Annotated in this window: 27 protein-coding genes; 14 read left to right on the forward strand and 13 right to left on the reverse strand. The window is 71.1% G+C overall.

Going from position 1 to position 22,926, the window contains the following annotated elements; genetic code table 11:
• Positions 1-30 precede the first annotated feature (30 nt).
• Positions 31-786 (forward strand): aquaporin Z, encoded by a 756-nt coding sequence (gene aqpZ / locus U3649_RS15930; protein ID WP_407352280.1) that lies wholly within the window; start codon positions 31-33, stop codon positions 784-786.
• A 117-nt stretch (positions 787-903) separates the two neighbouring features.
• Here the strand turns inward: aqpZ and U3649_RS15935 are convergent, their stop codons facing one another.
• From U3649_RS15935 to U3649_RS15950, 4 genes are all read right to left on the reverse strand, one after another.
• On the reverse strand, positions 904-1,764 hold the full coding sequence (locus U3649_RS15935) for a pirin family protein (RefSeq protein WP_407352281.1): 861 nt from the start codon (positions 1,762-1,764) through the stop codon (positions 904-906).
• A 244-nt stretch (positions 1,765-2,008) separates the two neighbouring features.
• Positions 2,009-4,279, reverse strand: a complete 2,271-nt coding sequence (gene rlmKL, locus U3649_RS15940) for a bifunctional 23S rRNA (guanine(2069)-N(7))-methyltransferase RlmK/23S rRNA (guanine(2445)-N(2))-methyltransferase RlmL (RefSeq protein WP_407352282.1) — start codon at positions 4,277-4,279, stop codon at positions 2,009-2,011.
• A 146-nt stretch (positions 4,280-4,425) separates the two neighbouring features.
• Positions 4,426-4,956 (reverse strand): hypothetical protein, encoded by a 531-nt coding sequence (locus U3649_RS15945; RefSeq protein WP_407352283.1) that lies wholly within the window; start codon positions 4,954-4,956, stop codon positions 4,426-4,428.
• Positions 4,953-5,456 carry an MOSC domain-containing protein gene (locus tag U3649_RS15950; RefSeq protein ID WP_407352284.1) on the reverse strand — a complete coding sequence of 168 codons (504 nt, stop codon included), beginning with the start codon at positions 5,454-5,456 and terminating at the stop codon, positions 4,953-4,955. The genes U3649_RS15945 and U3649_RS15950 overlap by 4 nt, the downstream gene beginning before the upstream one ends.
• A 23-nt stretch (positions 5,457-5,479) precedes the next feature.
• Between U3649_RS15950 and U3649_RS15955 the strand changes: the two genes are divergently transcribed.
• The 4 genes from U3649_RS15955 (at position 5,480) to U3649_RS15970 (ending at position 8,990) form a co-directional block, all read left to right on the forward strand.
• Positions 5,480-6,058 carry an N-acetylmuramoyl-L-alanine amidase gene (locus U3649_RS15955; RefSeq protein ID WP_407352285.1) on the forward strand — a complete coding sequence of 193 codons (579 nt, stop codon included), beginning with the start codon at positions 5,480-5,482 and terminating at the stop codon, positions 6,056-6,058.
• Positions 6,059-6,351: 293 nt separating this feature from the next.
• A complete protein-coding gene (tesB, locus tag U3649_RS15960; protein WP_407352286.1) occupies positions 6,352-7,248 on the forward strand; it encodes an acyl-CoA thioesterase II in 897 nt (298 codons plus the stop codon).
• 4 nt (positions 7,249-7,252) lie between these two features.
• Positions 7,253-7,663 carry a pathogenicity-like protein gene (locus U3649_RS15965; protein WP_407352287.1) on the forward strand — a complete coding sequence of 137 codons (411 nt, stop codon included), beginning with the start codon at positions 7,253-7,255 and terminating at the stop codon, positions 7,661-7,663.
• Between the two features lie 166 nt (positions 7,664-7,829).
• Entirely contained in the window at positions 7,830-8,990 is a 1,161-nt protein-coding gene (locus tag U3649_RS15970; RefSeq protein ID WP_407354640.1) for an RNA polymerase sigma factor, read from the forward strand.
• Between the two features lie 380 nt (positions 8,991-9,370).
• Here the strand turns inward: U3649_RS15970 and U3649_RS15975 are convergent, their stop codons facing one another.
• On the reverse strand, positions 9,371-10,045 hold the full coding sequence (locus U3649_RS15975; RefSeq protein WP_407352288.1) for an EF-hand domain-containing protein: 675 nt from the start codon (positions 10,043-10,045) through the stop codon (positions 9,371-9,373).
• A 146-nt stretch (positions 10,046-10,191) separates the two neighbouring features.
• Between U3649_RS15975 and U3649_RS15980 the strand changes: the two genes are divergently transcribed.
• From U3649_RS15980 to U3649_RS15990, 3 genes are read left to right on the forward strand one after another with little or no spacing between them, the layout of a single operon-like run.
• Positions 10,192-10,770, forward strand: a complete 579-nt coding sequence (locus U3649_RS15980; RefSeq protein ID WP_407352289.1) for a hypothetical protein — start codon at positions 10,192-10,194, stop codon at positions 10,768-10,770.
• Complete coding sequence (locus U3649_RS15985; RefSeq protein WP_407354641.1) at positions 10,767-11,486, forward strand: arginyltransferase; 720 nt, start codon at positions 10,767-10,769, stop codon at positions 11,484-11,486. The genes U3649_RS15980 and U3649_RS15985 overlap by 4 nt, the downstream gene beginning before the upstream one ends.
• A 39-nt stretch (positions 11,487-11,525) precedes the next feature.
• A complete protein-coding gene (locus U3649_RS15990; protein WP_407352290.1) occupies positions 11,526-12,779 on the forward strand; it encodes an endonuclease/exonuclease/phosphatase family protein in 1,254 nt (417 codons plus the stop codon).
• A 513-nt stretch (positions 12,780-13,292) separates the two neighbouring features.
• Here U3649_RS15990 and U3649_RS15995 read toward each other — a convergent pair.
• Positions 13,293-13,592, reverse strand: a complete 300-nt coding sequence (locus tag U3649_RS15995; RefSeq protein ID WP_407352291.1) for a hypothetical protein — start codon at positions 13,590-13,592, stop codon at positions 13,293-13,295.
• A 114-nt stretch (positions 13,593-13,706) separates the two neighbouring features.
• Positions 13,707-14,906 (reverse strand): formate-dependent phosphoribosylglycinamide formyltransferase, encoded by a 1,200-nt coding sequence (purT, locus tag U3649_RS16000; protein WP_407352292.1) that lies wholly within the window; start codon positions 14,904-14,906, stop codon positions 13,707-13,709.
• 143 nt (positions 14,907-15,049) lie between these two features.
• Here purT and U3649_RS16005 point away from each other — a divergent pair, with 143 nt between their 5' ends.
• From U3649_RS16005 to U3649_RS16030, 6 genes are all read left to right on the forward strand, one after another.
• A complete protein-coding gene (locus U3649_RS16005; RefSeq protein ID WP_407352293.1) occupies positions 15,050-15,919 on the forward strand; it encodes an SPFH domain-containing protein in 870 nt (289 codons plus the stop codon).
• A 7-nt stretch (positions 15,920-15,926) separates the two neighbouring features.
• Positions 15,927-16,202 (forward strand): hypothetical protein, encoded by a 276-nt coding sequence (locus U3649_RS16010; RefSeq protein WP_407352294.1) that lies wholly within the window; start codon positions 15,927-15,929, stop codon positions 16,200-16,202.
• Positions 16,199-16,387 carry an Arc family DNA binding domain-containing protein gene (locus U3649_RS16015; RefSeq protein WP_407352295.1) on the forward strand — a complete coding sequence of 63 codons (189 nt, stop codon included), beginning with the start codon at positions 16,199-16,201 and terminating at the stop codon, positions 16,385-16,387. Before U3649_RS16010 ends, U3649_RS16015 begins: the two co-directional genes overlap by 4 nt.
• On the forward strand, positions 16,384-16,563 hold the full coding sequence (locus U3649_RS16020) for a DUF4177 domain-containing protein (RefSeq protein ID WP_407352296.1): 180 nt from the start codon (positions 16,384-16,386) through the stop codon (positions 16,561-16,563). The genes U3649_RS16015 and U3649_RS16020 overlap by 4 nt, the downstream gene beginning before the upstream one ends.
• Positions 16,564-16,676: 113 nt before the next feature.
• A complete protein-coding gene (locus tag U3649_RS16025) occupies positions 16,677-16,814 on the forward strand; it encodes a hypothetical protein (RefSeq protein WP_407352297.1) in 138 nt (45 codons plus the stop codon).
• Between the two features lie 256 nt (positions 16,815-17,070).
• Entirely contained in the window at positions 17,071-17,874 is an 804-nt protein-coding gene (locus tag U3649_RS16030; protein WP_407352298.1) for a M15 family metallopeptidase, read from the forward strand.
• A 259-nt stretch (positions 17,875-18,133) separates the two neighbouring features.
• Here the strand turns inward: U3649_RS16030 and U3649_RS16035 are convergent, their stop codons facing one another.
• The 6 genes from U3649_RS16035 to U3649_RS16060 all read right to left on the reverse strand — a co-directional run bounded on the left by U3649_RS16035 (position 18,134) and on the right by U3649_RS16060 (position 22,895).
• Complete coding sequence (locus U3649_RS16035) at positions 18,134-18,808, reverse strand: DNA-3-methyladenine glycosylase family protein (RefSeq protein WP_407352299.1); 675 nt, start codon at positions 18,806-18,808, stop codon at positions 18,134-18,136.
• A 9-nt stretch (positions 18,809-18,817) separates the two neighbouring features.
• On the reverse strand, positions 18,818-19,174 hold the full coding sequence (locus U3649_RS16040; RefSeq protein ID WP_407352300.1) for a DUF423 domain-containing protein: 357 nt from the start codon (positions 19,172-19,174) through the stop codon (positions 18,818-18,820).
• An 85-nt stretch (positions 19,175-19,259) separates the two neighbouring features.
• A complete protein-coding gene (locus tag U3649_RS16045; RefSeq protein WP_407352301.1) occupies positions 19,260-20,462 on the reverse strand; it encodes an SRPBCC family protein in 1,203 nt (400 codons plus the stop codon).
• A gap of 398 nt (positions 20,463-20,860) precedes the next feature.
• Complete coding sequence (locus tag U3649_RS16050) at positions 20,861-21,004, reverse strand: transcriptional regulator (protein ID WP_407352302.1); 144 nt, start codon at positions 21,002-21,004, stop codon at positions 20,861-20,863.
• Between the two features lie 8 nt (positions 21,005-21,012).
• On the reverse strand, positions 21,013-21,654 hold the full coding sequence (locus U3649_RS16055) for a response regulator (RefSeq protein WP_407354642.1): 642 nt from the start codon (positions 21,652-21,654) through the stop codon (positions 21,013-21,015).
• 38 nt (positions 21,655-21,692) lie between these two features.
• A complete protein-coding gene (locus tag U3649_RS16060; RefSeq protein ID WP_407352303.1) occupies positions 21,693-22,895 on the reverse strand; it encodes a sensor histidine kinase in 1,203 nt (400 codons plus the stop codon).
• Positions 22,896-22,926 lie beyond the last annotated feature (31 nt).

Raw genomic sequence — 22,926 nt, forward strand, 5'->3', positions numbered from 1 at the left:
TTCGGCCATCCATGCCTGGGGGAAAGTGTGATGATCAAGCGTCTCGCGGCCGAGTTCCTCGGCACGTTCTGGCTGGTGCTCGGCGGCTGCGGCAGTGCGGTGCTGGCGGCGAATTTCGGTGGCGACGGCAATCCGCTCGGCATCGGCCTGCTCGGCGTCTCGCTGGCGTTCGGCCTGACCGTGCTCACCGGCGCCTACGCGTTCGGCCATATCTCCGGCGGCCACTTCAATCCTGCGGTGAGTTTCGGCCTGTGGGCCGGCGGACGCTTCGCCGCCAAGGACCTGCTGCCCTACGTCGTCGCCCAGGTGGCCGGCGCGGTCTTCGCCGGCTGGATCCTGTTCCTGGTCGCCAGCGGCGCCGCGGGGTTCATGATCGATCCCGCCGCGCCCGGGGCGTTCGCCAGCAACGGCTACGGCGCGCTGTCGCCCGGCGGCTACGGCGCCGCGGCGGCGTTCCTGATCGAGGTCGTGCTGACCGCGATGTTCGTCGTCGTCATCATGGGCGCGACGCACAGGCTGGCGCCGGCGGCGTTCGCGCCGATCGCGATCGGCCTGGCGTTGACCCTGATCCACCTGATCAGCATCCCGGTGACCAATACCTCGGTCAATCCGGCGCGCTCGACCGGCGTGGCGCTGTTCGCCGGCTCCGGCGCGCTCGGACAGCTGTGGCTGTTCTGGCTGGCGCCGATCCTCGGCGGCATGATCGGCGGTATCGCCTACAAGTGGCTGGGCAGCGAGAAGGCCGAGCTGCCGCCGAAGGCGGCCGCGGAAGCCACGACCGTGTAGCAGGAGTGACTGGAGAGGAGTGAGAAACGGGAGAGCGCGGTAGAGCGGGAACGGCGGCATCGCGGGTCTTGGGCTGCCCTCTCTCGTTTCTCACTCCTCTTCACGCGTTTCTGCTCCTCAAAAGCGGCCTTCCTGGAAGTCCACGAAGGCCTGCATGATCTCCTGGCGGGTGTTCATCACGAACGGGCCGTGGCGCACCACCGGCTCGCGCAACGGCCGTCCCGCGACCAGGATCAGCCGCGCGCCGGCGTCACCGGCCTGCAGCGCCAGTTCCTCGCCGCCGCCGAGCACCGCCAGTTCCCGTGCCTCCAGCGCGCGCGCATCCTCGCCCTCGCCGATCGTCAGGGCGCCTTCGAAGGCATAGGCGAAGGCGTTGTGGCCCTCGGGCAGGCGATGGCGCCAACCGACGCGCGGTGCCAGCGCGACATCGAGGTAGACCGGGTCGGTCGCCGGTTGCGCGATCGGGCCGGACACCTCGCCGACGCGGCCGGCGATCACCTTCACCTCCACGCCCGCGGCGGGTGCGACCACCGGGATCCGCTCCGGTCCGAACTCCTGGTAGCGGGGCTCGGCCATCTTGTCCTTCGCCGGCAGGTTGACCCACAGCTGGAAGCCGCGCATGCGGCCTTCCTGCTGCTCCGGCATCTCCGAATGCACCAGCCCGCGGCCGGCGGTCATCCACTGCACGCCGCCGGGCACCAGCAGGCCCTCGTTGCCGTGATTGTCGCGGTGGCGCATGCGGCCGTCGAGCATGTAGGTGACGGTCTCGAAGCCGCGGTGCGGGTGGTCCGGGAAACCGGCGATGTAGTCCTCGGCGCGGTCGGTGCCGAACTCGTCGAGCAGCAGGAACGGATCGAGGCCCGGCAGCTCGGCGGCGCCGATGACCCGGGTGAGCTTGACGCCGGCGCCGTCGGACGCGGCGCTGCCGCGGATCTTGCGGGCGATGCGCGCATGGCGGATCGGGGCGGTGGCGCTCATGACGGCTCCTGTTGCGGATGACTGCCCACGAGGTGGGGGCCCGGCGCCGGGATTGCAGCGCCACCGATGGAACGAATGGTGCCACCGGTGGATCGCCGGCGAGTTTCCGCGGCTGCGCTTGCCGCCGGCGGGTCCCTTGTGGGAGCGACGGAAGTCGCGACTGGAGTGTCCGCGCCGGCGCCGCATGGGCTCGCCCGGATTCGCGGAGTCGCGACTCCCGTCGCTCCCACACGCGCCGAACCGATTATGGCGAGCGCAGGCGCCAGGCCTTGTGGATGCGCGGGTTGCGGGCGAAATCGGGCGGGATCGTCGTCGCACTGATCTCCTCGCAGGCGGCGAACGCGGACACCGCGTCGACATCCATCCGGAAGCGGCGGAAATTGTTGCTGAAGTACAGCACGCCGCCGGGCGCCAGCCGCGCCGCCGCGGCCCGCAGCAGGCGCACGTGCTCGCGCTGGATGTCGAAATCCTTCGCCCTCGCGGAATTGGAGAAGGTCGGCGGATCGCAGAAGATCAGGTCGTAATGGCCGCGCTCGGCGTCCAGCCACTGCAGCGCGTCGGCCTGCACCAGCCGGTGGGCGCTGCCGCCGATCCCGTTCTCGCGCAGGTTGTCGGCCAGCCACTGCAGGTAGGTCGCCGACAGGTCGACGCTGGTGGTCTGTTCCGCGCCGCCGACCGCCGCCTGCACGGTGGCCGCGCCGGTGTAGCAGAACAGGTTGAGGAAACGCGCGCCGCGTGCCTCGGCGGCGATGCGCGCGCGCAGCGGGCGATGGTCGAGGAACAGGCCGGTATCGAGATAGTCGAACAGGTTCACGCGCAGCCGCGCATCGCCTTCGCGCACCACCAGGAACTCGTCGCGCGCGTCGAAGCGGCCGTACTTGCTGCCGCCCCTGCCGCGGCTGCGGGTCTTGAGCGCGATGCGCTCGCGCGGCAGTTCGAACACCTCGCGCGCGGCGGCCAGCAGGTCGTTGAAGCGGCGGCGGGCGACCTGCTCCGGGATCTCGTCGGGAGCGGCGTATTCCTGCACGTGCAGCCAGCGGCGGTCCGGATCATCGGCTTCGGCATAGACGTCGATCGCCGCGGCGTACTCCGGCAGGTCGGCGTCGTAGGCGCGGAAGCAGTCGACGCCTTCGCGCCGGCGCCAGGCCTTGAGGCCGCGCAGGTTCTTGCGCAGGCGGTTGGCGACCATCCGCGCGCCTTCCGAGAGCGCGTGCGGCGCGTCCGAGGCGGCGGTTTCGTGCGCGACCGGATCGCACACGATCAGGGCGCATTCCAGTGCACCGTTGAACACCTTGTAGCGCTTGCGCGCGCGCAGCCCGGTGGCGAACGCGAGTTCGTCGTCGCCGCACAGCAGGCTCGCACGCCAGCGCGGGACGACGCGCTTCAGCGCGTTCCCGAGCGCGCGGTACAGGGCCGGGTCGGCGGCCAGGCGCGCATCGTAGGGCGGATTGCAGACGACCAGCCCCGCCGCTCCCCCCGCACCGCCCCCACCCCGTAGAGCGGAGCTCGCTCCGCTGCTCTCCCCACCGGAGCCCCCCGCAGGCGCAGCCGGCGAACCCGGCCGGCGCGGCCCGAACGCGTCCGCCAACCGGTCGATCGCGGCAACCTCGAGCAGGATGGCGCCGGCGACGCCGGCGGCGTCGGCATTCGCCGCCGCGGCCCGGATCGCCTGCGGGTCGAGATCGCTGCCGAAGAAGGCCGGCCGCAGCGCGGCGCGCCCGCGGCGCTCGCGTTCGCGCGCGTCCCGCCAGAGCGCGCGCCACGCGTCCCGGTCGAATCCGGGCCAGTGCGTCGGCAGGGCGTCGTCGTCGATATCGGCGCTGGCCGCTACGCCGGTGCCGCGCAGCCGCTGCAACCCGGGCGCCACGTCCGCCGCCATCAGCGCGCCCTCGACCAGCAGCGTGCCGCTGCCGCACATCGGGTCGAGCAGCACGCCGCCGTCGGCGTAGCGTTGCGGCCAGCCGCCGCGCAGCAGCACCGCCGCGGCGAGGGTCTCCTTCAGCGGCGCCTCGCCCTGCGCGCGGCGCCAGCCGCGGCGGTGCAGCGGCCCACCGCCCAGGTCCACCGACAGCACCGCCCTGCCCTTGCGCACCACCAGGTTCAGCCGCAGGTCCGGGGCGTCGAGATCGACGTCGGGACGGGTACCGTCGTGCGCGCGCATCGCGTCGACCACCGCGTCCTTGATCCGCTGCGCCGCGTAGCGCGCATGGGTGATCGCATCGCCAGAGACGTGGGCGTCGACCGCAAGCGTCATGCCCGGCGCCAGGTGCTCGTGCCAGGCCAGCGCGTGCGCACCGGCGTACAGCGCCTGCTCGTCGGGACAGTCGTACTCGGCCAGCGGCCACAGCACCCGGCTGGCGATGCGCGACCACAGCACCGCGCGCTGGGCGTCGGCCAGGCTGCCGTCGACGTTGGCGCCGGCGACCGCCGCGGTCGCGCGCGCGCAGCCGAGCGCGGGCAACTCGTCGACGAGCAGGTACTCGAGGCCCTTGGCGCAGGAGGCGAAGAATTTCACTTCAGGCGACCAGGTCGGCCATGGCCCGCCCTCGTAGAGCGGAGTTCGCTCCGCGGCTCTCGGCTCCGGAGCCTGCGCAGCCGAGCAAGCTCGGCTCTACGGGCCATGCGTTCGTACCTGGCATCGAAGCGGACATCGGCAAGCGCTCACAGCGTTTCGAGCAGTTGCGCGAAGGCCTGCGCCGAGGCCTGCACGTGGCCGGAGAGGCGATGCGAATCGTCCACCAGCAGCAGCCGTGCGCGTCGCGCCTGCGCCCAGGCGACCACCTCCGCCGCAGGAATCAGCTCGTCGTCCCAGCCGTGCACCAGCGACGTCGGCACCTGTGCGGCCCGCAGCGGCGGCGCATCGCCCATGCGCACCGGCGGCGCCATCAGGAACAGGCCCGCTACCGGCACCTGCAGCGACACCTGCCCCGATACCCAGGCGCCGAGGCTGGACCCGGCGAGCACCAGCGGCCCGCGCGCGGCCGCGCCGCGCGCCTTCGCCAGCAGTCGCTGCAGCCGCGACGGCACGTCGCCGAGATCGCTGATCTCGCGCCGGGCATCGAGATCGGTGTAGTCGGGGCGCTCGTGGCTCCAGCCCAGGCGTTCGGCCACCTCGGCGAGCGCGGTGACCTTGGTCGCGTCCGGCCCGCTCTCGAAACCGTGCGAGAGGATGCAATGCCCGCGCGCTGTCACGGCTCGATCCATTCCACGGCATCGCCGACCCGCAGCGTGCCGCCCGCGACGATGCGCGCGCACAGGCCGCCCATGCCGCGCATCGCGTTGTAGCCGCCGGGGCCGAGCGCGTCTTCCATGCGCGAACACGGATCGCAGGGGTCGGTGCCCTCGAACACCACCTCGCCGATGCGGAAACGGCACCCCTTCAGCGCGATCAGCGCGATGCCGGACACCACCAGGTTGCGGCGCAAGGTTGCCGGCTGCACGACGGGAAGGCCGGCCAGCGCGGCGATCGCGGGCAGGTGCTCGGCCTGGATCAGGGTGGCGCCGCGCTTGCCGCTGCCGCCGCGATAGCGATCGCCCTCGAGCCCGCCGCCGGCGCTCGCCGGGACGGATCCGGCTTCCTGCATCGGCACCTCGCGCGCGGGGCGCAGGCCGATCCATTCGAGCCTGCCGCTGCGCGGGAAACGGGTCATCAACCGGTGCAGTTCGGAGCCCGGAGGCGGCAGCGTGCTCATCCGCGAATGCTAGCATCCGCGGCATGTCGTCCGACCCGGCCCCCGCTCCGCAGATCGCGTCGCAGCCGCTGCCCTACGTGACGCGCCTGGGAACGCGGCCGCTGTCGGACATCGACCTGGCGGTGATCCATTGCACCGAGCTGCCGGACATGGCGCTGGCGCGCGAATACGGCGAGCGCGTGCTGTATCCCGCCGCGGGCACCGGCGCCAGCGGCCATTGGTACATCGATCGCGACGGCGCGATCGTCGAGTTCGTTCCGGCGGAGCGCATCGCCCATCACGTGCGCGGCTGGAATCCGCGTTCGGTCGGCATCGAGCTGGTCAATCGCGGACGCTTCCCGCACTGGTACGACTCGCGCCACCAGGCGATGGACGAAGCCTACCCGGACGCGCAGATCGACGCGTTGGTGCTGCTGCTGCGGCACCTGGCACACGTGCTGCCGGCGCTGCGCCTGGTCGCCGGGCACGAGGACCTGGACACCGCGCGCGTCGCGGCCAGCGACGATCCGGCGCGGACGGTCGCGCGCAAATGCGACCCGGGGCCGCGGTTCCCGTGGCCGCAGGTGCTGGATGCGGTGCCGCTGCAGCGGCTGGTTCCCTAGCAGCGACGCAGCCTCCGGAAGCTGCGGGCGTCCATTCAACGCGGGCTGTCGCGACTTCCGTCGCTCCCACAAGAGCTGGAAGACAGCCATCACGGCGCTCTTGTGGGAGCGACGGGAGTCGCGACGCCGCGAACCGACCGGGTCCGGACGACGATGGCATCGGCTGTCGCGACTGCCCGGCGGCGCATGCCGCCGCCGCTCCCATAGCGGCCTCGACGCCGGGTGTCGCTCCCACGGACGGGACATGCCGCGCACCGCCTATAATCCCCGGTCCGCCGCCGCCCCGCACCCGCATGCAATCACCCGTCTCCGAACTGATCGAACTGCTGTCGCTGGAGCGGCTCGAGGACAACCTGTTCCGCGGCCAGAGCCGCGACATCGGCACCAAGTACGTGTTCGGCGGCCAGGTGCTCGGACAGGCGCTGTCGGCGGCGCAGGCGACGATGACGCACGCGCGCGAGGCGCACTCGCTGCACGCCTATTTTCTGCGCGCCGGCGACATCGAGCATCCGATCGTCTACGAGGTCGACCGCACCCGCGACGGCGGCACCTTCTCGGTCCGCCGGGTGACCGCGATCCAGCACGGCAAGGTGATCTTCTTCTGCGCCGCCTCGTTCCAGCAGCACGAGGCCGGCGCCGAGCACCAGTTCGCGATGCCGGAGGTCCCGGTGCCGGAAGACATCGCGCCGGCGCCGTCGGTCCCGGCGGCGGTGCTGGCGACGCTGCCGACCAAGGTGCAGCGCTGGCTCGACCGCACCGGCCCGTTCGAGTTCCGCCACGTCTACCCGCGCGACGAGCTCGACCCGCCCAAGCGCCCGCCCTACCAGCAGGTCTGGTTCCGCCTGTCGGAGGCGGTCGGCGACGCGCCGGAACTGCACCGCGCCCTGCTCGCCTACGCCTCCGACTTCCAGCTGCTCGGCACCGCCACCTTTCCGCACGGCATCAGCTACTACCAGCCCGGCGTGCAGATGGCCTCGCTCGACCACGGCCTCTGGTTCCATCGCCCGTTCCGCGCCGACGACTGGCTGCTGTACTCGATCGACAGCCCCAGCGCGCAGGATTCACGGGGTCTGGCACGCGGGCTGATCTACGATCGCGCCGGGCGCCTGGTCGCCAGCACCGCGCAGGAAGGACTGATCCGGGTGGTGGCGGACGCCGACGCCGTCGCGCAGGTCCCGGCGAAGGATTGAAAGCATGAGACAGATCTTCAGCAGCCAACGCCTCGAGAACGTCGAGAAGGTCGCGCAGCTGCTGCGCGACGAGGGCATCGAGGTGCGCATCACCAACGGCCGCTCCTACAAGAGCGGGCGCCGCCGCACTTTCAGCTATCGCGAGGGCGCCAACAACGGCCCGCAGCCGGCGGTCTGGGTGACCCATTCGGAAGACCAGCCGCGGGCGCGCGCGATCATGCGCGAGACCGGGCTCGCCGGCCCCACCACGCGCCCGGTCAGCGACAGCTATCTCTCCACCGCCTACACGCCCGGCAGGATGGGCTCGGGCCGCGCCGCGCCCGAGCCGACGCAGCGGAAGATCGTCCGCTACCGGCGCATGCTGCTGGTCGGGATCGCGATCCTGGTCGCGCTGGTGCTGGTGCGCTCGTTCTGACGGCCGAATGGCGGGCCATCCATTGGTCATTCTGGCTAGTCATTGACACTGCCCGTGGCGACGGGCCTGATTTCACCGCAGCGGGAAGTTCTGCCTGGCGCGGTCACACCCGGCGCCCGGAATCGTCCGAGGTACAGGCCCGAACCGGTTTCATGCCATGTCCGCCATGTCCGCCGAGACGCTCCAGCAGCCGATCGAACAGCTGGTCCATCGTGAACTGGCAGCCGCCGCTTCCGGCGACCGCCACGCCTATGGCCGCATCGTCGCCCTCAGCCAGAACACCGTCACCGCCGTGGCGCTGGCGATCACCCGCGACGTCCCGGCCAGCGAGGACATCGCCCAGGAAGCCTTCCTGAAGGCCTGGCAGCAACTGGGCCGGCTGCAGAACCCCACCAGCTTCCTGCCGTGGCTGCGGCAGATCGCGCGCAACCTGGCGCACGACCACCTGCGCGCCAACCGGCACCGGCCCCTCGACGGCGAGGCCGCCGAACTGGCGATCGCCCAGGCCGCGGACCCGGCCGGCACCCCGGTCCGGCAGTTGATCGACCGCGAGCGCGAGGCCGTCGCGGCCGAGCTGATCTCAGAACTGCCCGAGGACAGCCGCGAAGTGCTGCTGCTGTATTACCGCGAAAGCCGGAATTCACGCCAGGTGGCATCCCTGCTGGGGCTGTCCGACGCGGCGGTACGCAAGCGGCTCTCGCGCGCCCGCGGCTGCCTGCGGACCGAGCTGCTGGCGCGCTTCAGCGAATTCGCCCGCGGCAGCGCCCCGGGAGCCGCGTTCGCGGTCACCGTGGTCACGGCGCTGGGCAGCTTCAGCAAGCCGGCGGCGGCGGCGGGGCTGACCACCGCCGGGTCGACGCTGGCCGGCGGCGTGCTCGGCAAGCTGTTCTTCGGGTCGGCGGGTGTGGTCGGCGGCAGCGTGCTGGCCAGCCTGGTCACCGCCTGGCTGTGCCGCAAGCTGCTCGAGCGCTACGCCGACGACGCCGAGGAGCGGCGGCGGATCCTGCGCTGCTACAACATCTACCTGGCGATGGCCGCGGTGATGTGCGTCGGGGTGCTCGCCGCAGTGTGGTTGTTCGACAGCCCAGTCCCGTCGCTGGCGATCGCTGCCGCCGGCTTCCTGGTGCTGAACTACCAGCTGATGGTGCCGTTGCCGCGGATCATGAATCCGTTGCTCCGGCGCGATGCCGAGCGCAATCCCAGGGGCGCGGAACGGCGCGCACTTGTCTACCGCCTCACCTTCGGCCCGAGCGGCCTGCTGATCGCCAACATCGGCCTGCTCGGGATGCTCGCGATCGGCTACCTGCACGGATACGGCCCGATGTGAGGCAGGCGGATCCTGTCTCCGGCTCTGCCGTCGCGATCGAAAAAAGCTCTTCTCCCGACTCCGGGCACGGTAGCTGCCGGATGAGCATGTGTGCACGACGCCGGGCGGACTCCGGGCCCTTCCCCGGAAAGGGAACGGCGCCTCATGGAAAGCCCCGCGCCGTGCCGGCCCGCCCGCGCGCCCCTACACCGCACGGAGCCGGCATGCGAATGGCGTGCATCGCGCACCGCGTCGCGACTTCCGTCGCTCCCACAAGGGGGCGGCTGCCGGCTCGAGTGCGCGTTTTCCCGGAGTTGGGAGAAGAGCCAAAAAAAGCCCGCGTGCGACGAACACGCGGGCGGAGACTACCGACTTACCCCTTGCTGCAACGCTCCCTGTTTTCAGTGCGCCCGCTGCGGCCTGAGCTCTTCGCGGCTCAGGAAGCCGTCGCGGCTTTCGTCCATCCAGGCGAAACTCGTTGCCAGTCGCGGCATCTTTTCCTCGACCTCGACCCGGCTCAGCTTGCCGTCGCCATTGAGATCGGCGGCGGCGAAGCGCTGGTCGGCGCGTTCGGCCATCTCGGCGCGGCGCTGCGGAAGCTGGCGCGCATGCCAGGCGCGCAGCTCGCCGCGCGCGATCTGGCCGTCGCGGTCGGTATCGACGACGTCGAAGTGCTGCGCCAGATCGAAGCGGGAGCCACGGCCGTCCTTGCGCGCGGCCGTGGCCTGCTCGAGTTCGGCGCGGCTGATGCGACCGTCGCCATCGGCGTCCAGCCGGGCGATGCGGTCGAAGCCGCCGTGGCTCCGGCCGCGGCCATCGTGCATGCGCTTGCCGCCGTGCCGCGGCCGTTCGCCGGCGTCGATGCGGCCATCGCCGTTCTTGTCGAGGCGGTCGAACCGCTCCGCCAGCCGCGGATGCGCGGCCGCCTCGCTGCGGTCGATGGCGCCGTCGCCATTGCTGTCGAGCGGCATGCGTGCCTCCTGACGCGCTTCGCCCGCGGCCGGCTGCGCCATCGCGGCGGCGGCGAACGTGCCCAGGGCCAACAGGGTCGCGGCAAACAGACGGTTGGATTTCATGTGTGTCTCTCCGGTGTACGGCGACGGCCATGCGCCGCCTGTGCCCGGATCAACGCGGCGCCCGGGCCTGCGGTTGACAGCACGTCGGCCGCGTTCAGGCGGCGGACAGTCGCGGCGCCTGCGATCGGCCGCAGTATGCTGGGCGCGTGACCCGCTCGCTTGCCCGCACCGTCTCGATCCTCGGCCACCCGCTGCTGATGTTGCCGCTGGCGCTGCTGCTGCCGGCCGTGGCGGGCGGCCTGCCCGGCACCGGCGGCGTCGCGATCGCCTTCGCGCTCGCCGCCGCGCTGGTGATGGGCTGGTCCTGGCGCCGGGTCCGGCAGGGCCGCTGGGCGCACGTCGACGCCAGCGCCGGCGACGAGCGCCGCGCCCTGCACCGGTTCCTGCTGCCGGTGCTGGTGGCATCGACGCTGCTGGCGGCGTGGGCGCCGGCGGACGTCGCGCCGTACCTGGGCCTGTCGGCGCTGATCGTCGCCGTCGCCATGCTGCTCGCGCGCTGGTGCACGCTGTCGCTGCACGCCGCCTTCGCCGTGTTCGCGGCGTTGATGCTGCTGCGCTGGACCTGGTGGGCCGGCGCGGCGACGCTGGTGTTCGCGGCCCTGGTGGTCTGGTCGCGGCTGGCGCTGGCGCGGCATCGCCCGCGCGACCTCGGGGCGGGCATCGCCACCGGAACGGGCGCCGCGCTGCTGTCGTGGCCGCTGGCACCGCAGTGGCCGTCGCCATGAGCCTGGGCGAGCCCGATTCCCTGCGCCTGTTCCACACCGGCCTGCACCCGTGCGGCTACTGGCCCGACCGCACCGCGCGCGACCTGGTGCTGGACCCGCGCGATCCCCGCCTGGCGCAGTTCTATCCGCAGGCGCTGCAGTGGGGCTTCCGCCGCTCCGGCGACATCGTCTACCGGCCGCATTGCCAGGGCTGCCGCGCCTGCGTGGCGGTGCGGATTCCGGTGGCGGCGTTCCGCCCCGACCGCGGCCAGCGCCGCTGCCTCGCGCGCAACGCCGACGTCGAGGCGCGGGTGGTGCCGGCCGAACGCGACGACGAGCGGCTGGCCTTGTACCAGCGCTACCTGCGCGCACGCCATCCGCAGGGCGGCATGGACGGGCACGGCGCCGCCGAATTCGACCAGTTCCTGCTCGGCAGCTGGACCCAGGGCCGCTTTCTCGAGCTGCGCGCGCGGCAGCGGCTGCTCGCGGTGGCCGCGACCGACCTGACCGGCGATGCGCTGTCGGCCGTGTACACCTTCTACGACCCCGACGAGGCCGCGCGCAGCCCCGGCACGCTGGCGATCCTGCGGCAGATCGAATGGGCGCGGCGCGAGGGCCGCGACCACCTCTACCTGGGCTACTGGATCGCCGGCCACGGCAAGATGGACTACAAGCGCCGGTTCCGTCCGCTGGAAGCCTTCGACGGTCGCCGCTGGGCGCCGATCGAGGAAGGGTGAGACGCCGGGGGGCGGCGGCCTCCCCTATACAATCCCGTCATGAGCCCATCCGCCCGTTCCTTCGCCCTGGCCCTGCTCGTCATCGCGCTGCTCGCCTGCACCGCCTGCGTGCGCGTCCACGTCCACGGCGACCCCCACGCCTACCGGAAAGCGATGTCCGACGCCGATCTGCGCCTGGCCACCTACAACGCCTCGCTGTATGCGGACACCACTGGGGGCCTGGTGCGGCGCCTGACCGCCGGCGACGATGCGGCGCGCAAGGTCGCCGCGGTCCTGCAGCGGGTGAGGCCGGACGTCGTGCTGCTGAACGAGTTCGACTACGACGCCGACGGCCGTGCCGCCGACCTGTTCCAGCGCCGGTACCTGGAAACGCCGCAGGCCGGGGGCGGCGAGGGCCTGCGCTACCCGTACCGTTACTTCGCGCCGGTCAACACCGGGGTGCCGAGCGGACTGGACCTGGACGGCAACGGCACCGTCGGCGGCGACGGGCGCGAACGCGGCAACGATGCCTGGGGCTACGGCTTGCATCCGGGGCAGTACGGCATGCTGCTGCTGTCGAGGTACCCGATCGACGCCGCGGCCGCACGCGCGTTCCGGCAGCTGCGCTGGAGCGCGATGCCGGACGCGCGCCGGCCGCGCGACCCGGACAACGGGCGGTGGTGGCATCCGGACCCGGTGTGGGCGCAGCTGCGGCTGTCGTCGAAATCGCACTGGGACGTCCCGGTGCGCACCCCGGCCGGCGTGCTGCACGTGCTCGCCTCGCATCCCACGCCGCCGGTGTTCGACGGCCCGGAAGATCGCAACGGCGCCCGCAACGCCGACGAGATCCGGCTGTGGACCGAGTACCTCTCGCCCGGCGACAAGCCCTGGCTGTGCGACGACTCCGGCCGCTGCGGCGGCCTGGAGGCGGACGCGCGCTTCGTGATCCTGGGCGATCTCAACAACGACCCGGTGGACGGCGACGGCCGCCACGAGGCGATCTTCGAGCTGCTGGAACACCCGCGCGTGCTGCGCCATCCCACGCCGGCCAGCGAAGGTGCGGCAGTCGCCGCGGCCGCCGGCGCGGATGCGGCAGCCGGGGACGCGGGCCGGACGCGCCGCGGTGCGCCGGCGCACGCGACCGGCGATTTCGGGCCGCGGGTCGGTCCGTTGCGGCTGGACTACGTCCTGCCGTCGACGGGTTTCGAATTCGTGGACGGCGGCGTGTTCTGGCCGCCGCCGGACGACCCGGCCGCGGCCATCGTCGACGGCAGCGATCACCGCCTGGTCTGGATCGACCTGCGCTTTCCGTAGGAGCGCGCCGCGCCAACGATCGTCTCCGTGGCGACGGGGCTGCTTCGTCGCGGCGGAAAGGGCTGCCTGGCGCGGCTATTCATTGGCACCGCCCGTGGCGACGGGGCTTACTTCGTCGTAGCGGAAAGGGCTGCCTGGCGCGGCTATTCATTGGCACCGCCCGTGGCGACGGGGCTTACTTCGTCGCGGCGGAAAGGGCTGCCTGGCGCGGCTATTCATTGGCACCGCCCGTGGCGACGGGGCTTACTTCGTCGTAGCGGAAAGGGCTGCCTGGCGCGGCTATTCATTGACACCGCCCGTGGCGACGGGGCTTACTTCGTCGTAGCGGAAAGGGCTGCCTGGCGCGGCTATTCATTGGCACCGCCCGTGGCGACGGGGCTTACTTCGTCGTAGCGGAAAGGGCTGCTTGGCGCGGCTATTCATTGACCGCCCGTGGCGACGGGGCTTACTTCGTCGCGGCGGAAAGGGCTGCCTGGCGCGGCTATTCATTGGCACCGCCCGTGGCGACGGGGCTTACTTCGTCGTAGCGGAAGGGGCTGTCTGGCGCGGGCCGAAGCCGAAGTCGCCGTCGCCCTGGGTCGAGACGATCATCCGCACCATGCTGCTGGGCACCATCAGTTCCACGGTCACGTCGGCGCCCTGCTCGGTGCGGCCGCGCAAGGTCATCTCGACCAGCGCGCCGCCGGTGTCGATCTCGTCGCAGGCCACGTGCGCGCCCATCGGGCTCTCGCGCAGGTAGGGCTTGATCGCCTCGCCCAGCACCTCCAGCGCCTGCGGATAGAAGAACACGGCATAGCCGTTGTGTGCATTCATCGCTTCGTTTCTCCCTGAACCTTCGATCGTCGGATTCGCATCCACGCCAGGCGGGCGCGGCAAGAGACCTGCTTCGCCCGTGAGAGGGGGCAGGCAAGGCGGACGACGGCATGGTCATTCCAGCGCGATCGCGATGGCCTCGGCGGCCTCGCGGGCGGCGCGGCGCGCGCCGTCGATGTCGCGCCCCCGCGCCAGCGTCACGCCGACCCGGCGCTGGCCTTCCACGTGCGGCTTGCCGAACAGGCGCAGCGCCGAATCCGGCGCACGCAGCGCCGCATCGACGTTGGAGAACACCGGCACCCCGGCGCCTTCCGCAAGCAGCGCACAGGACGCCGATGGGCCCATCTGCCGGATCAGCGGCACCGGCAGCCCGAGGATCGCCCGCGCATGCAGCGCGAACTCGCTCAGCTCCTGCGACACCAACGTCACCAGGCCGGTATCGTGCGGCCGCGGCGAGACCTCGGAGAACCAGACGTCCTCGCCCTTGACGAACAGCTCCACGCCGAACACGCCCCAGCCGCCGAGATCGTCGGTGATGCGCCGCGCGACGTCCTGCGCACGCGCCAGCGCGGTGGGCGACATCGGCTGCGGCTGCCAGCTCTCGCGATAGTCGCCCTCGCGCTGCAGGTGCCCGATCGGCGCGCAGAAGTCGGTGCCGCCGGCATGGCGCACGGTGAGCAGGGTGATCTCGTAGTCGAAATCGACGAAACCTTCCACGATCACCCGTCCGGCGCCGGCGCGGCCGCCGGTGCGGGCGTATTCCCAGGCGCCCTCGACGTCGGCCTCGCTCCGCACCAGCGACTGTCCCTTGCCCGACGACGACATCACCGGCTTGACCACGCACGGCAGGCCGATCTCGGCCACCGCGGCGCGGTAGTCCCCGGGCGTATCGACGAAGCGGTAGGGCGAGGTCGGGAGCTCCAGCGTTTCCGCGGCCAGCCGGCGGATGCCCTCGCGATCCATGGTCAGCCATGCCGCGCGCGCCGTCGGAATGACGCGGGTGTCGTCGCCGGCCTCGGCGAAGGTCTGCTCCAGCTCGACCAGGGTCGCGGTGTGGATCGCCTCGATCTCGGGCACGATCAGCTGCGGCCTTTCCTCGGCGATCAGTGCACGCAGCGCATCGGCATCGAGCATGTCGAGCACGCGGCTGCGGTGCGCGACCTGCATCGCCGGCGCGTCAGCGTAGCGGTCGGCGGCGATCACCTCGGCACCCAGGCGCTGCAGTTCGATCGCCACTTCCTTGCCCAGCTCGCCCGAGCCCAACAGCAGCACGCGGGTGGCGTGCGGGGACAGCGGCGTGCCGAGACTGACCATCGTGGATTCCTGCGCGGGCGGGCGGACATTGTAAGCGGGCGCCGCCGCCGGCCGATGGCGGCGGGATCGGGATGCATTGACAAATTGATATCAATTAGATATCAATAACTCATTCGCCCATGGGGGGCGGAGGAGACTTCGCCATGAAAGAGAACCCGATCCGTTCGCTGCCCGGCATCCCGATGTTGCTGGCGCTGCTGGCCGTGCTGCTGGCCTGCGCCTACGCCGTCGTTTTCACCGTGGCCACCGGCGACGGCGGCGTGCCGCGGATCGTCGGCGCCGTCCTCGTCGCCGCGATCGCGGTGTTCGGACTGGTCGGCCTGTACATGGTCGAGCCCAACCAGTCCGCGGTCCTGAGCCTGTTCGGCAAGTACATCGGCACCGTGCGCGACAACGGCCTGCGCTGGAACAACCCGTTCTTCACCAAGCGCAAGGTGTCGCTGCGGGTGCGCAACTTCGAGAGCGGCAAGCTCAAGGTCAACGAACTCGACGGCAGCCCGATCGAGATCGCCGCGGTGATCGTGTGGCGGGTGGTGGACTCGGCCGAGGCGGTGTTCAACGTCGACGACTACGAGAGCTTCGTGCACATCCAGTCCGAGGCGGCGCTGCGGGCGATGGCCACCAGCTACCCCTACGACCAACACGAGGACGGCCAGATCTCGCTGCGCAGCCACGCCGCGGAGATCTCCGACAGGCTCAAGGAGCACCTCGACGAGCGCCTGACCTCGGCCGGCGTCGACGTGCTGGAGGCGCGCATCAGCCATCTCGCCTATTCCCCCGAGATCGCCCAGGTAATGCTGCAGCGGCAGCAGGCCAACGCCGTGGTCGCGGCGCGCGCGCGGATCGTCGCCGGCGCCTGCGGCATGGTCGAGATGGCGCTGGCCGAACTGCAGAAAAGCGGCGTGGTCGCGCTGGACGAGGAGCGCAAGGCGGCGATGGTGAGCAACCTGCTGGTCGTGCTGTGCAGCGACCGCAGTGCCCATCCGGTGGTCAACGCCGGATCGCTGTATTGAGCCGGCGATGCCCGAAGGCCTGCTCCTGCCGATGATCGTCGCCGCCAGCAGCCTGCCGGCGTTCCTGGCCGCGCGCGCGTTCGCGCGCGACCGGCGCCGGCTGGCCACGCTGATGCGGCTGGTCGGCCTCGCCATCCTGGCCGGTGCGGCCGGGCTGGCCTGGGCCGGTGGCGACCGCACGCGGATGCTCGCGGTCGCGGTGGTGCTGGCCGTGGCCGTCAACGGCCTCGGACTGGCGGTACTGGTCGATGCGCTGCGCACGCGCCGGAACGGACCGCGATGAGCGAGAAGAAGGGCTATCCGCTACGCATCAACGCCGAGGTCCTGGCCGCGATGCAGCGCTGGTCGGACGACGAACTGCGCAGCCTGAACGCGCAGATCGAGTACGTGTTGCGCGACGCGCTGCGCAAGGCCGGCCGGCTGCCGGACAAGGCCGCAAAGGGATCGAGCAGGGAGACGAAGTCATGAGCAGTCGTTGGAACTACAAGGTGGTCGAGATCAAGCCGGGACTGTTGGGCGGCATGAAGGCCGAAAGGATCCAGGCCGAACTCGATCGCCTCGGCGCACAGGGCTGGGAGCTGGTGAACCTCGCCTTCGCCGGCCCGATGTCGCCGGCGATCCTGGTGCTGAAGAAGCCGCATTGACCGCGCGAAGACCGGTCATGGGGACCGGCAGCTGGGCAGACCCCCGATGATGCGCTGATCGACCGCATCGCCGGGATCGTACGAAGCCCCTCGCACATCGAATCGAGGACACCATGATGTTGCATGTCGTGAAACTGATCGAACGCCGCTTTCCCGGCCACGGCCGGGCGATCGTGATCGCGTTGCTGCTCGCCTCCATGCTGGCGCTGCTGGCCGGAACGCTGCTGCTGTCCGCACCGGGCGGTGCCTGAGGCAACCGCGACGGGGCCGGTGTTGCGACTTTCATCACTTCCACGATAGACGGTTTACCGTCGCTTCTGCCCTTGTGGGAGCGACGGAAGTCGCGACGGCGAACCTTCGGACAAGCCGATGTCCTTGCAAGCGGCAGGCCTTGCGTCGCCGCTGTGTTTCGCGCTGTTTCGATCTGCCGTGACTGCCGAGCAGTCGCAGGCGCTGCTGCAGCGCAGGATTTGGCGGTCGCGGCCGCGCAAGGCTAAGCTGCGGCGCATGCGCAGGCATCCACGCATCCTGATCAACACGCCGGACGTCGAACTGTGGCCGGCCGCCCTGCTGCGCGCGCGCGGCAACCGCGACGCCCGGATCCTCGCCCGCGCGCGCCACGTGCTGCGGCGCAAGCGCGACGGCCGCTATCTCGCCGCCGACCTGCCCGAGGGCCTGATGCCGCTGCTGCCGCGCTGGATGCGCGAGGACGGCATCGACGATGCGCTGGATGCGCTCGACGCCATCCCGGTGCATACCCGGTCCGGCCTCGACCGCGTCGGCACGCTGCCGCCGCACCGCCTGCACGAGCGCCTGGAAGCGCTTGGCATCGATGCCGACCGCTACGCCGCGCACACCGGCCTGCCGCTGATCGCCGAGCCCGACTGGCTCGCCTTCGCCGGATTCGACCGCTACCGGCGCCCGCTCTGGTTGCACGTGGACGCCGCGCGCGCCTGGCACCACCTGCGCGCGGCCGCGCATCGCGACGGCGTGGTGCTGGAGGCGGTTTCCGGCTACCGCAGCCACGCGTACCAGCTCGGCATCTTCGAGAGAAAGCAGGCGCGCGGCCAGCGGGTCGACGAGATCCTGCCGATCAACGCGGCCCCCGGCTACAGCGAGCACCACTCCGGCCTGGCGCTCGACATCAGCGCGCCGGGCGAACCGGCGGCCGAGGAGTCCTTCGAAGCCACCGATGCCTTCGCCTGGTTGACCGCCAACGCCGAAGGTTACGGCTTCCGCATGAGCTATCCGCGCGACAACCCGCACGGCATCGTCTACGAGCCCTGGCATTGGTGTTACCGCCCTCCTTAGGCGCAGGCCCGGGGTCGGATCGGCAGGACCTGCGCCCATTCGCGGGATCCGCACCACCGTAGGGGCGCGCCATGCCCGCGAGGCACCCTTCTCCGTTGCGACGAGAAGGCCCGTCGCCACGGGCGGTACAAATCAATGGCCAAGCCCTTCACGAGGGACCAAAACCTCACTCCTTGGCTCGAAGTACGGGCTATTCGCTGGCACCACCCGTGGCGACGGGCCTTGTCTCGTCGTAGCGGAAAGGACTGCCTGGCGCGGTTCACTCCTGCGAGCGCTTGGTCGGGGCCTTGGCGCCGGTGGCGAAATCGGCGATGCGCCACAGGTAGAGGCTGGCGTAGGTGCGGTACGGGCCCCAGCGCTCGCCGCGCGCGAGCAGTTCCTTCGGCGTCGGCATGGCCTCGAGGCGGTCGACGGTCTGCGCGCCCTTCCGGATGCCGAGGTCGTCGACCGGCAGCACGTCGGGCCGGCCGAGACGGAACATCAGCATCATCTCCACGGTCCAGCGGCCGATGCCGCGGATCGGCGTAAGCGCGGCGACGATCTCGTCCTGGTGCAGCACCGACATCTGCCGCAGCGTCGGGATCTCGCCCCGCATCTCGCGCGCGGAGAGATCGCGCAGAGCCAGGGCTTTGTTGCCCGACACGCCGCAAGCGCGCAGCGCCGCATCGTCGACCCGGCCGAGGGTGTCCGCATGCAGGCGGCGGCTGCCGATCGCGGCCTCCACCCGCCCCACGATCGTGGCCGCGGCCTTGCCGCTCAGCTGTTGGTAGAGGATCGCCCGCGCCAGCGCATCGACCGGGTCGAACGGCCGCCGCCAACGCGGCTCCGGCGCCAGGACGCCGATCCGCTTCATCCACGCGCCGAGCCTGCGATCACGGCGCTCCAAGTGCGCACGCGCCTGCACGGTGTCGAACCCACGACGATGCCGCGGCACGCCGGCCCCTCAGCGTCGCAGGAAATCGATGGCCAGCAAAAGCCAGCCGGCGATCAGCAGCACGCCGCCGAACGGTGCGGCCGCGGTCGGCCAGCCGAGCAGCGCATTGCCGGCGAGGCTGCCGCAGAACAGCAGCATGCCCAGCAGCAGTATCGCCAATGCCAGCCGGCCGGTCCGGCGCGACACGGTCGTGGCGAGCACCGCCAGCGCGACACCGTGCCCGAACGCGTACATGGCCGCGGTCTGCAGCCGCATCTGCGCCTCGCCCTCGGCACCGTGGACGGCATAGGCCGAAAGCGCGACGGCAGCGGCCGCGCAGGCCGCGCCGATGCCGGCAAGCGGCCGGGGGCGGACCGACCCGCCCACCGCTACGCGGTCCGCAAACGCGACACGCCGCCTCGGGGGAGGCGGCGTGTCGCTGCGTGGAGCACGGATGCCGGCAAGCGGCGGGCTACTGCTTGAGGGTCCAGAAGACCTCGTACTCGCCGTTCGCGGTGAACGACTCGTCGACGCCGCGGATGTAGCTCTCGTAAGGCCGGCCGATCGCCTCGTGGCCCTGGGTCAGGGCCCAGGCGCGCAGGGCGTTGCGGACGTTCTCCAGTTCGGCCATGTAGCCGGTGTAGCGGCCCTTGGCGACCAGGGTCGGCTCGGTGCGCACGTACTCCACCGGACCCAGGGTCTCGACTTCGAGCTCCTCGCCCTGCGCGGCCACCACGGGCACCGGAGTGTTGTCGAGCTTGCGCTCCTCGGGAGCGTCGCCTTCCTCGCCTTCGCCCGCTGCTTCCTCGGCCGCCTGGTCTTCTTCCTGCCCGTTCTCTTCATCGCCGTCGTCGCCGCCGCTGCCCTCGCGCCGCACCGGCTGCACCACATCGAAGGTGTAGGTGTCGCGCCCCAGCTCGGTGGAGACGATCCGCATCGGACCGGCCGGCTCGAGGTCGTTGGCCGCCATGGTGCGGTTGATCCACTCCATGTTGCTCTTCATCGATTCCTGGATGACCTGGTTGTTGCGCTCCACCGCGCCGGCCTTGACCACCAGCAGATCCTCGGCGGGACGCTTCTCGACGGTCATGTTGCGCAGGGTGGTGCCTTCGACCGCGTAGTCGACGTTCGGCACCGAGGCCAGCATGTTGGACAGCCGGCGCAGGCCGAGTTGCATGTCGTCGCCGACGTTGCGGCTGACGTACAGGCCGGCGTAGCGGCCGATCAGGTCCCAGCCGTAGCTGATGTGGTAGGTCTGGGTGATCTCGATGTTGCGGCCGCCGCGGCCGGTCGGACGGAGCTCGAAGCTGGTCCGCTTGTCGTGGCCACGGCGATCGTCCTGGATTTCGATGTCGATGCGCTCGCGCGGCTCGGAGCTGACGATCTCCCAGCTGCCGCTGCCGACGCTCTGGTTGTCCGAGCTGTAGTCCAGGCGCGCACCGACGCCCTCGTCCGGTCCGGAGATCTTCAGCTGCATGCGTGGGTCGCGCAGCACCATCGGGTGCCAGTCGTCGAAGCGGCGGAAGCTGTTGAGGGTATCGAAGACGATGGTCTGGCGGCGGTTGGTCTCCACCTTCTCGACCAGGTTGCGCTCGGAGGGGAGCAAGACGCCCACCACCACGAACAGCACGGCCACAATCAGCAGCGAAATCAAGATCTCAAGCAAACGGGTCATTCAGGGTTCTCCAGGACCGGACCCGGCCGTGCCGGGGCGCAGATCGGCAATCCTACCAACTTGTGCCGCCATCGGCGAGCAAGCCGGAAACGTTATCACGACATCGGGAATCGAGCGCCATGCCGCGCACGCGGCCATGCGGCCGCCACCGCCGATCGGACCGCATCGATCCAGGAATGCCGCCGTCTGGCCCGGACGGTCGCACCCGCCCGGACCGGCGAGCACGCCACCCAGGCGCCGGCACTGTCGTGCCGCGCCTGCTCGAGCCAATGCCTTGAGCACGGCGCGGGTGCGGTCGCGCACGCCGGGCTTAAGGGTGAGCGGTACTGGCTTGCGCGCCACCGGCGCGCGGGGCCGCGAACGCCCGGCGCGCTGCGCCGGGCCGGACATCCTCCGGGTCAGACCAGCTTGAGCTCGAAGGCCTTGAGCACGGCGCGGGTGCGGTCGCGCACGCCGAGCTTGCTGAGGGTGAGCGGCACCGGCTTGCGCGCCACCGGCGCGCGGGGCCGCGAACGCCCGGCGCGCTGCGCCGGGCCGGACATCCTCCGGGTCAGACCAGCTTGAGCTCGAAGGCCTTGAGCACGGCACGGGTGCGGTCGCGCACGCCGAGCTTGCTGAGGATGTTGGACACGTGGTTCTTGATCGTCCCCTCGGCCACGCCCAGCGAGTTGGCGATCTCCTTGTTGGAGAAGCCGCCGGCCATCAAGCGCAGGATCTCGGTTTCGCGGTCGGTCAGAGGATCAGGCCGGTCCAGGCTGACGAACTCGTTGCGCATGTGCTCCAGTCCGGACAGCAGCCGCTGGGTCATCGCCGGCTGCACCAGAGATCCGCCGCCCGCCACCGTACGGATCGCGCCCACCAGCTGTTCCAGCGACACGTCCTTGAGCAGGTACCCCTTGGCTCCGGCCTTGAGCCCGGCCAGCACCAGCTGGTCGTCGTCGAAGGTGGTCAGGATGATGGTCGGCGGCAGCTGGTCGCCGCGCGACAGGTGCTGCAGCGCCTCCAGGCCCGACATCACCGGCATGCGCATGTCCATCAGCACCACGTCCGGCGCGACCTGCGGGATCAGTTCCACCGCCTGCCGGCCGTCGCCGGCCTCGGCCACCACCTCGATGCCGCCGTCCAGCGCCAGCAGTGAGCGGATCCCCTGCCGCACCAGGGTTTGGTCGTCCACCAGACATACGCGGATCATCGTCTTCTCCCGTTGCTCGCTGGCGCCTCGCAGCGCATTCATTGGCCCGCCGCCGCCGTCGCTCCGGCCTCGGCCGGCTCGCGCAGGGGCAGGCGGATGCGCAGGGCGAATCCCTCCCCCGGCGCGGTTTCGATCTCCACCGTGCCGCCATAGGCCGCCAGCCGCTCGCGCATGCCGCGCAGGCCGTTGCCGATCGCGGCGATCTCGGCGCCGCGGCCGTCGTCGCGCGCGTCCAGCCACACCGCGCCCTGGCGCAGACTGTAGCCGAGCCGCAGCCGGCCTGCCTGGGCGTGGCGCACCGCGTTGGTGATGATCTCCTGGGTGCAGCGCAGCAGCACGTGCGCGCGTTCGGCATCGTCGATCAGGAACGGTTCGGGCAGATCCATGTCCACGTGCAGCCGCGGCACGTTCTCGGCCAGCGGCCGCAGCGTGGCCACCATGTCGATGGCGTCGTCGTCGCGCAGCTGGCTGACCGCCTCGCGCACGTCGCTGAGCAGCAGCTTGGCGATGGTATGCGCCTGGCCCACGTGCTCCTGCGCGGAGCCCTCGGTCAGATGGTTGGCGACTTCCAGGTTCAGGCTCAGCGCGGTCAGGTGGTGGCCCAGCAGGTCGTGCAGCTCGCGCGAGATCCGGGTGCGCTCGTTGACGCGCACGCTCTCGGCCAGCAGCGCGCGGGTGGCGCGCAGCTCGGAATTGAGCCGGCGCTGCTCGTCGCGGGCCTGCGCCTGCTGCCGCGCCACGAAGCCGGTGACGAAGGCGAAGCCGGTGAAGCCGACGTACAGGCTGGCCTGCACCACCGCCTCGCCCCAGGAGAAATCGAAGCCGCGCACGTACACCGGCACGATCACGAACTCGCACAGCACCAGCAGCGCCACGCCGATCCACAGCGGCAGCAGCCAGGGCAGCACGCAGGCCACCACCATCAGCAGGATGCTGCCCAGGCCGCTCTGGCTGTAGTAGCTGATCGCGATCGAACTGCTGGCCAGCAGCAGCACCAGGGCGTGGTCGATCGGCGTCACCCGGCGCTCGCCCAGCGCGCGGGTCAGCCAGGCATAACAGAACCCGAACAACCCCCATGCCACCCACGCGCGCCAGCGGCTGACCATCAGCACCGACTCCTCGCCCAGCACCGCCTGCTCGACCTCGGGCATGGTCAACAGCAGCAGCGGCAGGCCGGTGACGCCCCAGGTGAACATGCCGGCGTAGCGCAGCAGGCGGTTGTGGTTCAGGTGCGCGATCATCTCTCGGGGGCTCGTCGGAACCGGCATCGGG

The organism is Luteimonas sp. R10, assembly GCF_045689605.1.
GTDB lineage: Bacteria > Pseudomonadota > Gammaproteobacteria > Xanthomonadales > Xanthomonadaceae > Luteimonas.

Bases quoted from the DNA above. Each gene is read 5' to 3' on its own strand.
- aqpZ (WP_407352280.1), top strand. From the start codon at position 31: ATGATCAAGCGTCTCGCGGCCGAGTTCCTCGGCACGTTCTGGCTGGTG.
- U3649_RS15985 (WP_407354641.1), top strand. From the start codon at position 10,767: ATGAGCCTGGGCGAGCCCGATTCCCTGCGCCTGTTCCACACCGGCCTG.
- U3649_RS15935 (WP_407352281.1), bottom strand. From the start codon at position 1,764: ATGAGCGCCACCGCCCCGATCCGCCATGCGCGCATCGCCCGCAAGATC.
- U3649_RS16020 (WP_407352296.1), top strand. From the start codon at position 16,384: ATGAGCAGTCGTTGGAACTACAAGGTGGTCGAGATCAAGCCGGGACTG.
- U3649_RS16025 (WP_407352297.1), top strand. From the start codon at position 16,677: ATGATGTTGCATGTCGTGAAACTGATCGAACGCCGCTTTCCCGGCCAC.
- U3649_RS15995 (WP_407352291.1), bottom strand. From the start codon at position 13,592: ATGAATGCACACAACGGCTATGCCGTGTTCTTCTATCCGCAGGCGCTG.
- U3649_RS15970 (WP_407354640.1), top strand. From the start codon at position 7,830: ATGTCCGCCGAGACGCTCCAGCAGCCGATCGAACAGCTGGTCCATCGT.
- U3649_RS15975 (WP_407352288.1), bottom strand. From the start codon at position 10,045: ATGAAATCCAACCGTCTGTTTGCCGCGACCCTGTTGGCCCTGGGCACG.
- U3649_RS15990 (WP_407352290.1), top strand. From the start codon at position 11,526: ATGAGCCCATCCGCCCGTTCCTTCGCCCTGGCCCTGCTCGTCATCGCG.
- U3649_RS16060 (WP_407352303.1), bottom strand. From the start codon at position 22,895: ATGATCGCGCACCTGAACCACAACCGCCTGCTGCGCTACGCCGGCATG.
- U3649_RS16005 (WP_407352293.1), top strand. From the start codon at position 15,050: ATGAAAGAGAACCCGATCCGTTCGCTGCCCGGCATCCCGATGTTGCTG.
- U3649_RS16010 (WP_407352294.1), top strand. From the start codon at position 15,927: ATGCCCGAAGGCCTGCTCCTGCCGATGATCGTCGCCGCCAGCAGCCTG.
- U3649_RS15955 (WP_407352285.1), top strand. From the start codon at position 5,480: ATGTCGTCCGACCCGGCCCCCGCTCCGCAGATCGCGTCGCAGCCGCTG.
- U3649_RS16050 (WP_407352302.1), bottom strand. From the start codon at position 21,004: ATGTCCGGCCCGGCGCAGCGCGCCGGGCGTTCGCGGCCCCGCGCGCCG.
- tesB (WP_407352286.1), top strand. From the start codon at position 6,352: ATGCAATCACCCGTCTCCGAACTGATCGAACTGCTGTCGCTGGAGCGG.
- U3649_RS16015 (WP_407352295.1), top strand. From the start codon at position 16,199: ATGAGCGAGAAGAAGGGCTATCCGCTACGCATCAACGCCGAGGTCCTG.
- U3649_RS16055 (WP_407354642.1), bottom strand. From the start codon at position 21,654: ATGATCCGCGTATGTCTGGTGGACGACCAAACCCTGGTGCGGCAGGGG.
- U3649_RS15950 (WP_407352284.1), bottom strand. From the start codon at position 5,456: ATGAGCACGCTGCCGCCTCCGGGCTCCGAACTGCACCGGTTGATGACC.
- purT (WP_407352292.1), bottom strand. From the start codon at position 14,906: ATGGTCAGTCTCGGCACGCCGCTGTCCCCGCACGCCACCCGCGTGCTG.
- U3649_RS16030 (WP_407352298.1), top strand. From the start codon at position 17,071: ATGCGCAGGCATCCACGCATCCTGATCAACACGCCGGACGTCGAACTG.
- U3649_RS16045 (WP_407352301.1), bottom strand. From the start codon at position 20,462: ATGACCCGTTTGCTTGAGATCTTGATTTCGCTGCTGATTGTGGCCGTG.
- U3649_RS15965 (WP_407352287.1), top strand. From the start codon at position 7,253: ATGAGACAGATCTTCAGCAGCCAACGCCTCGAGAACGTCGAGAAGGTC.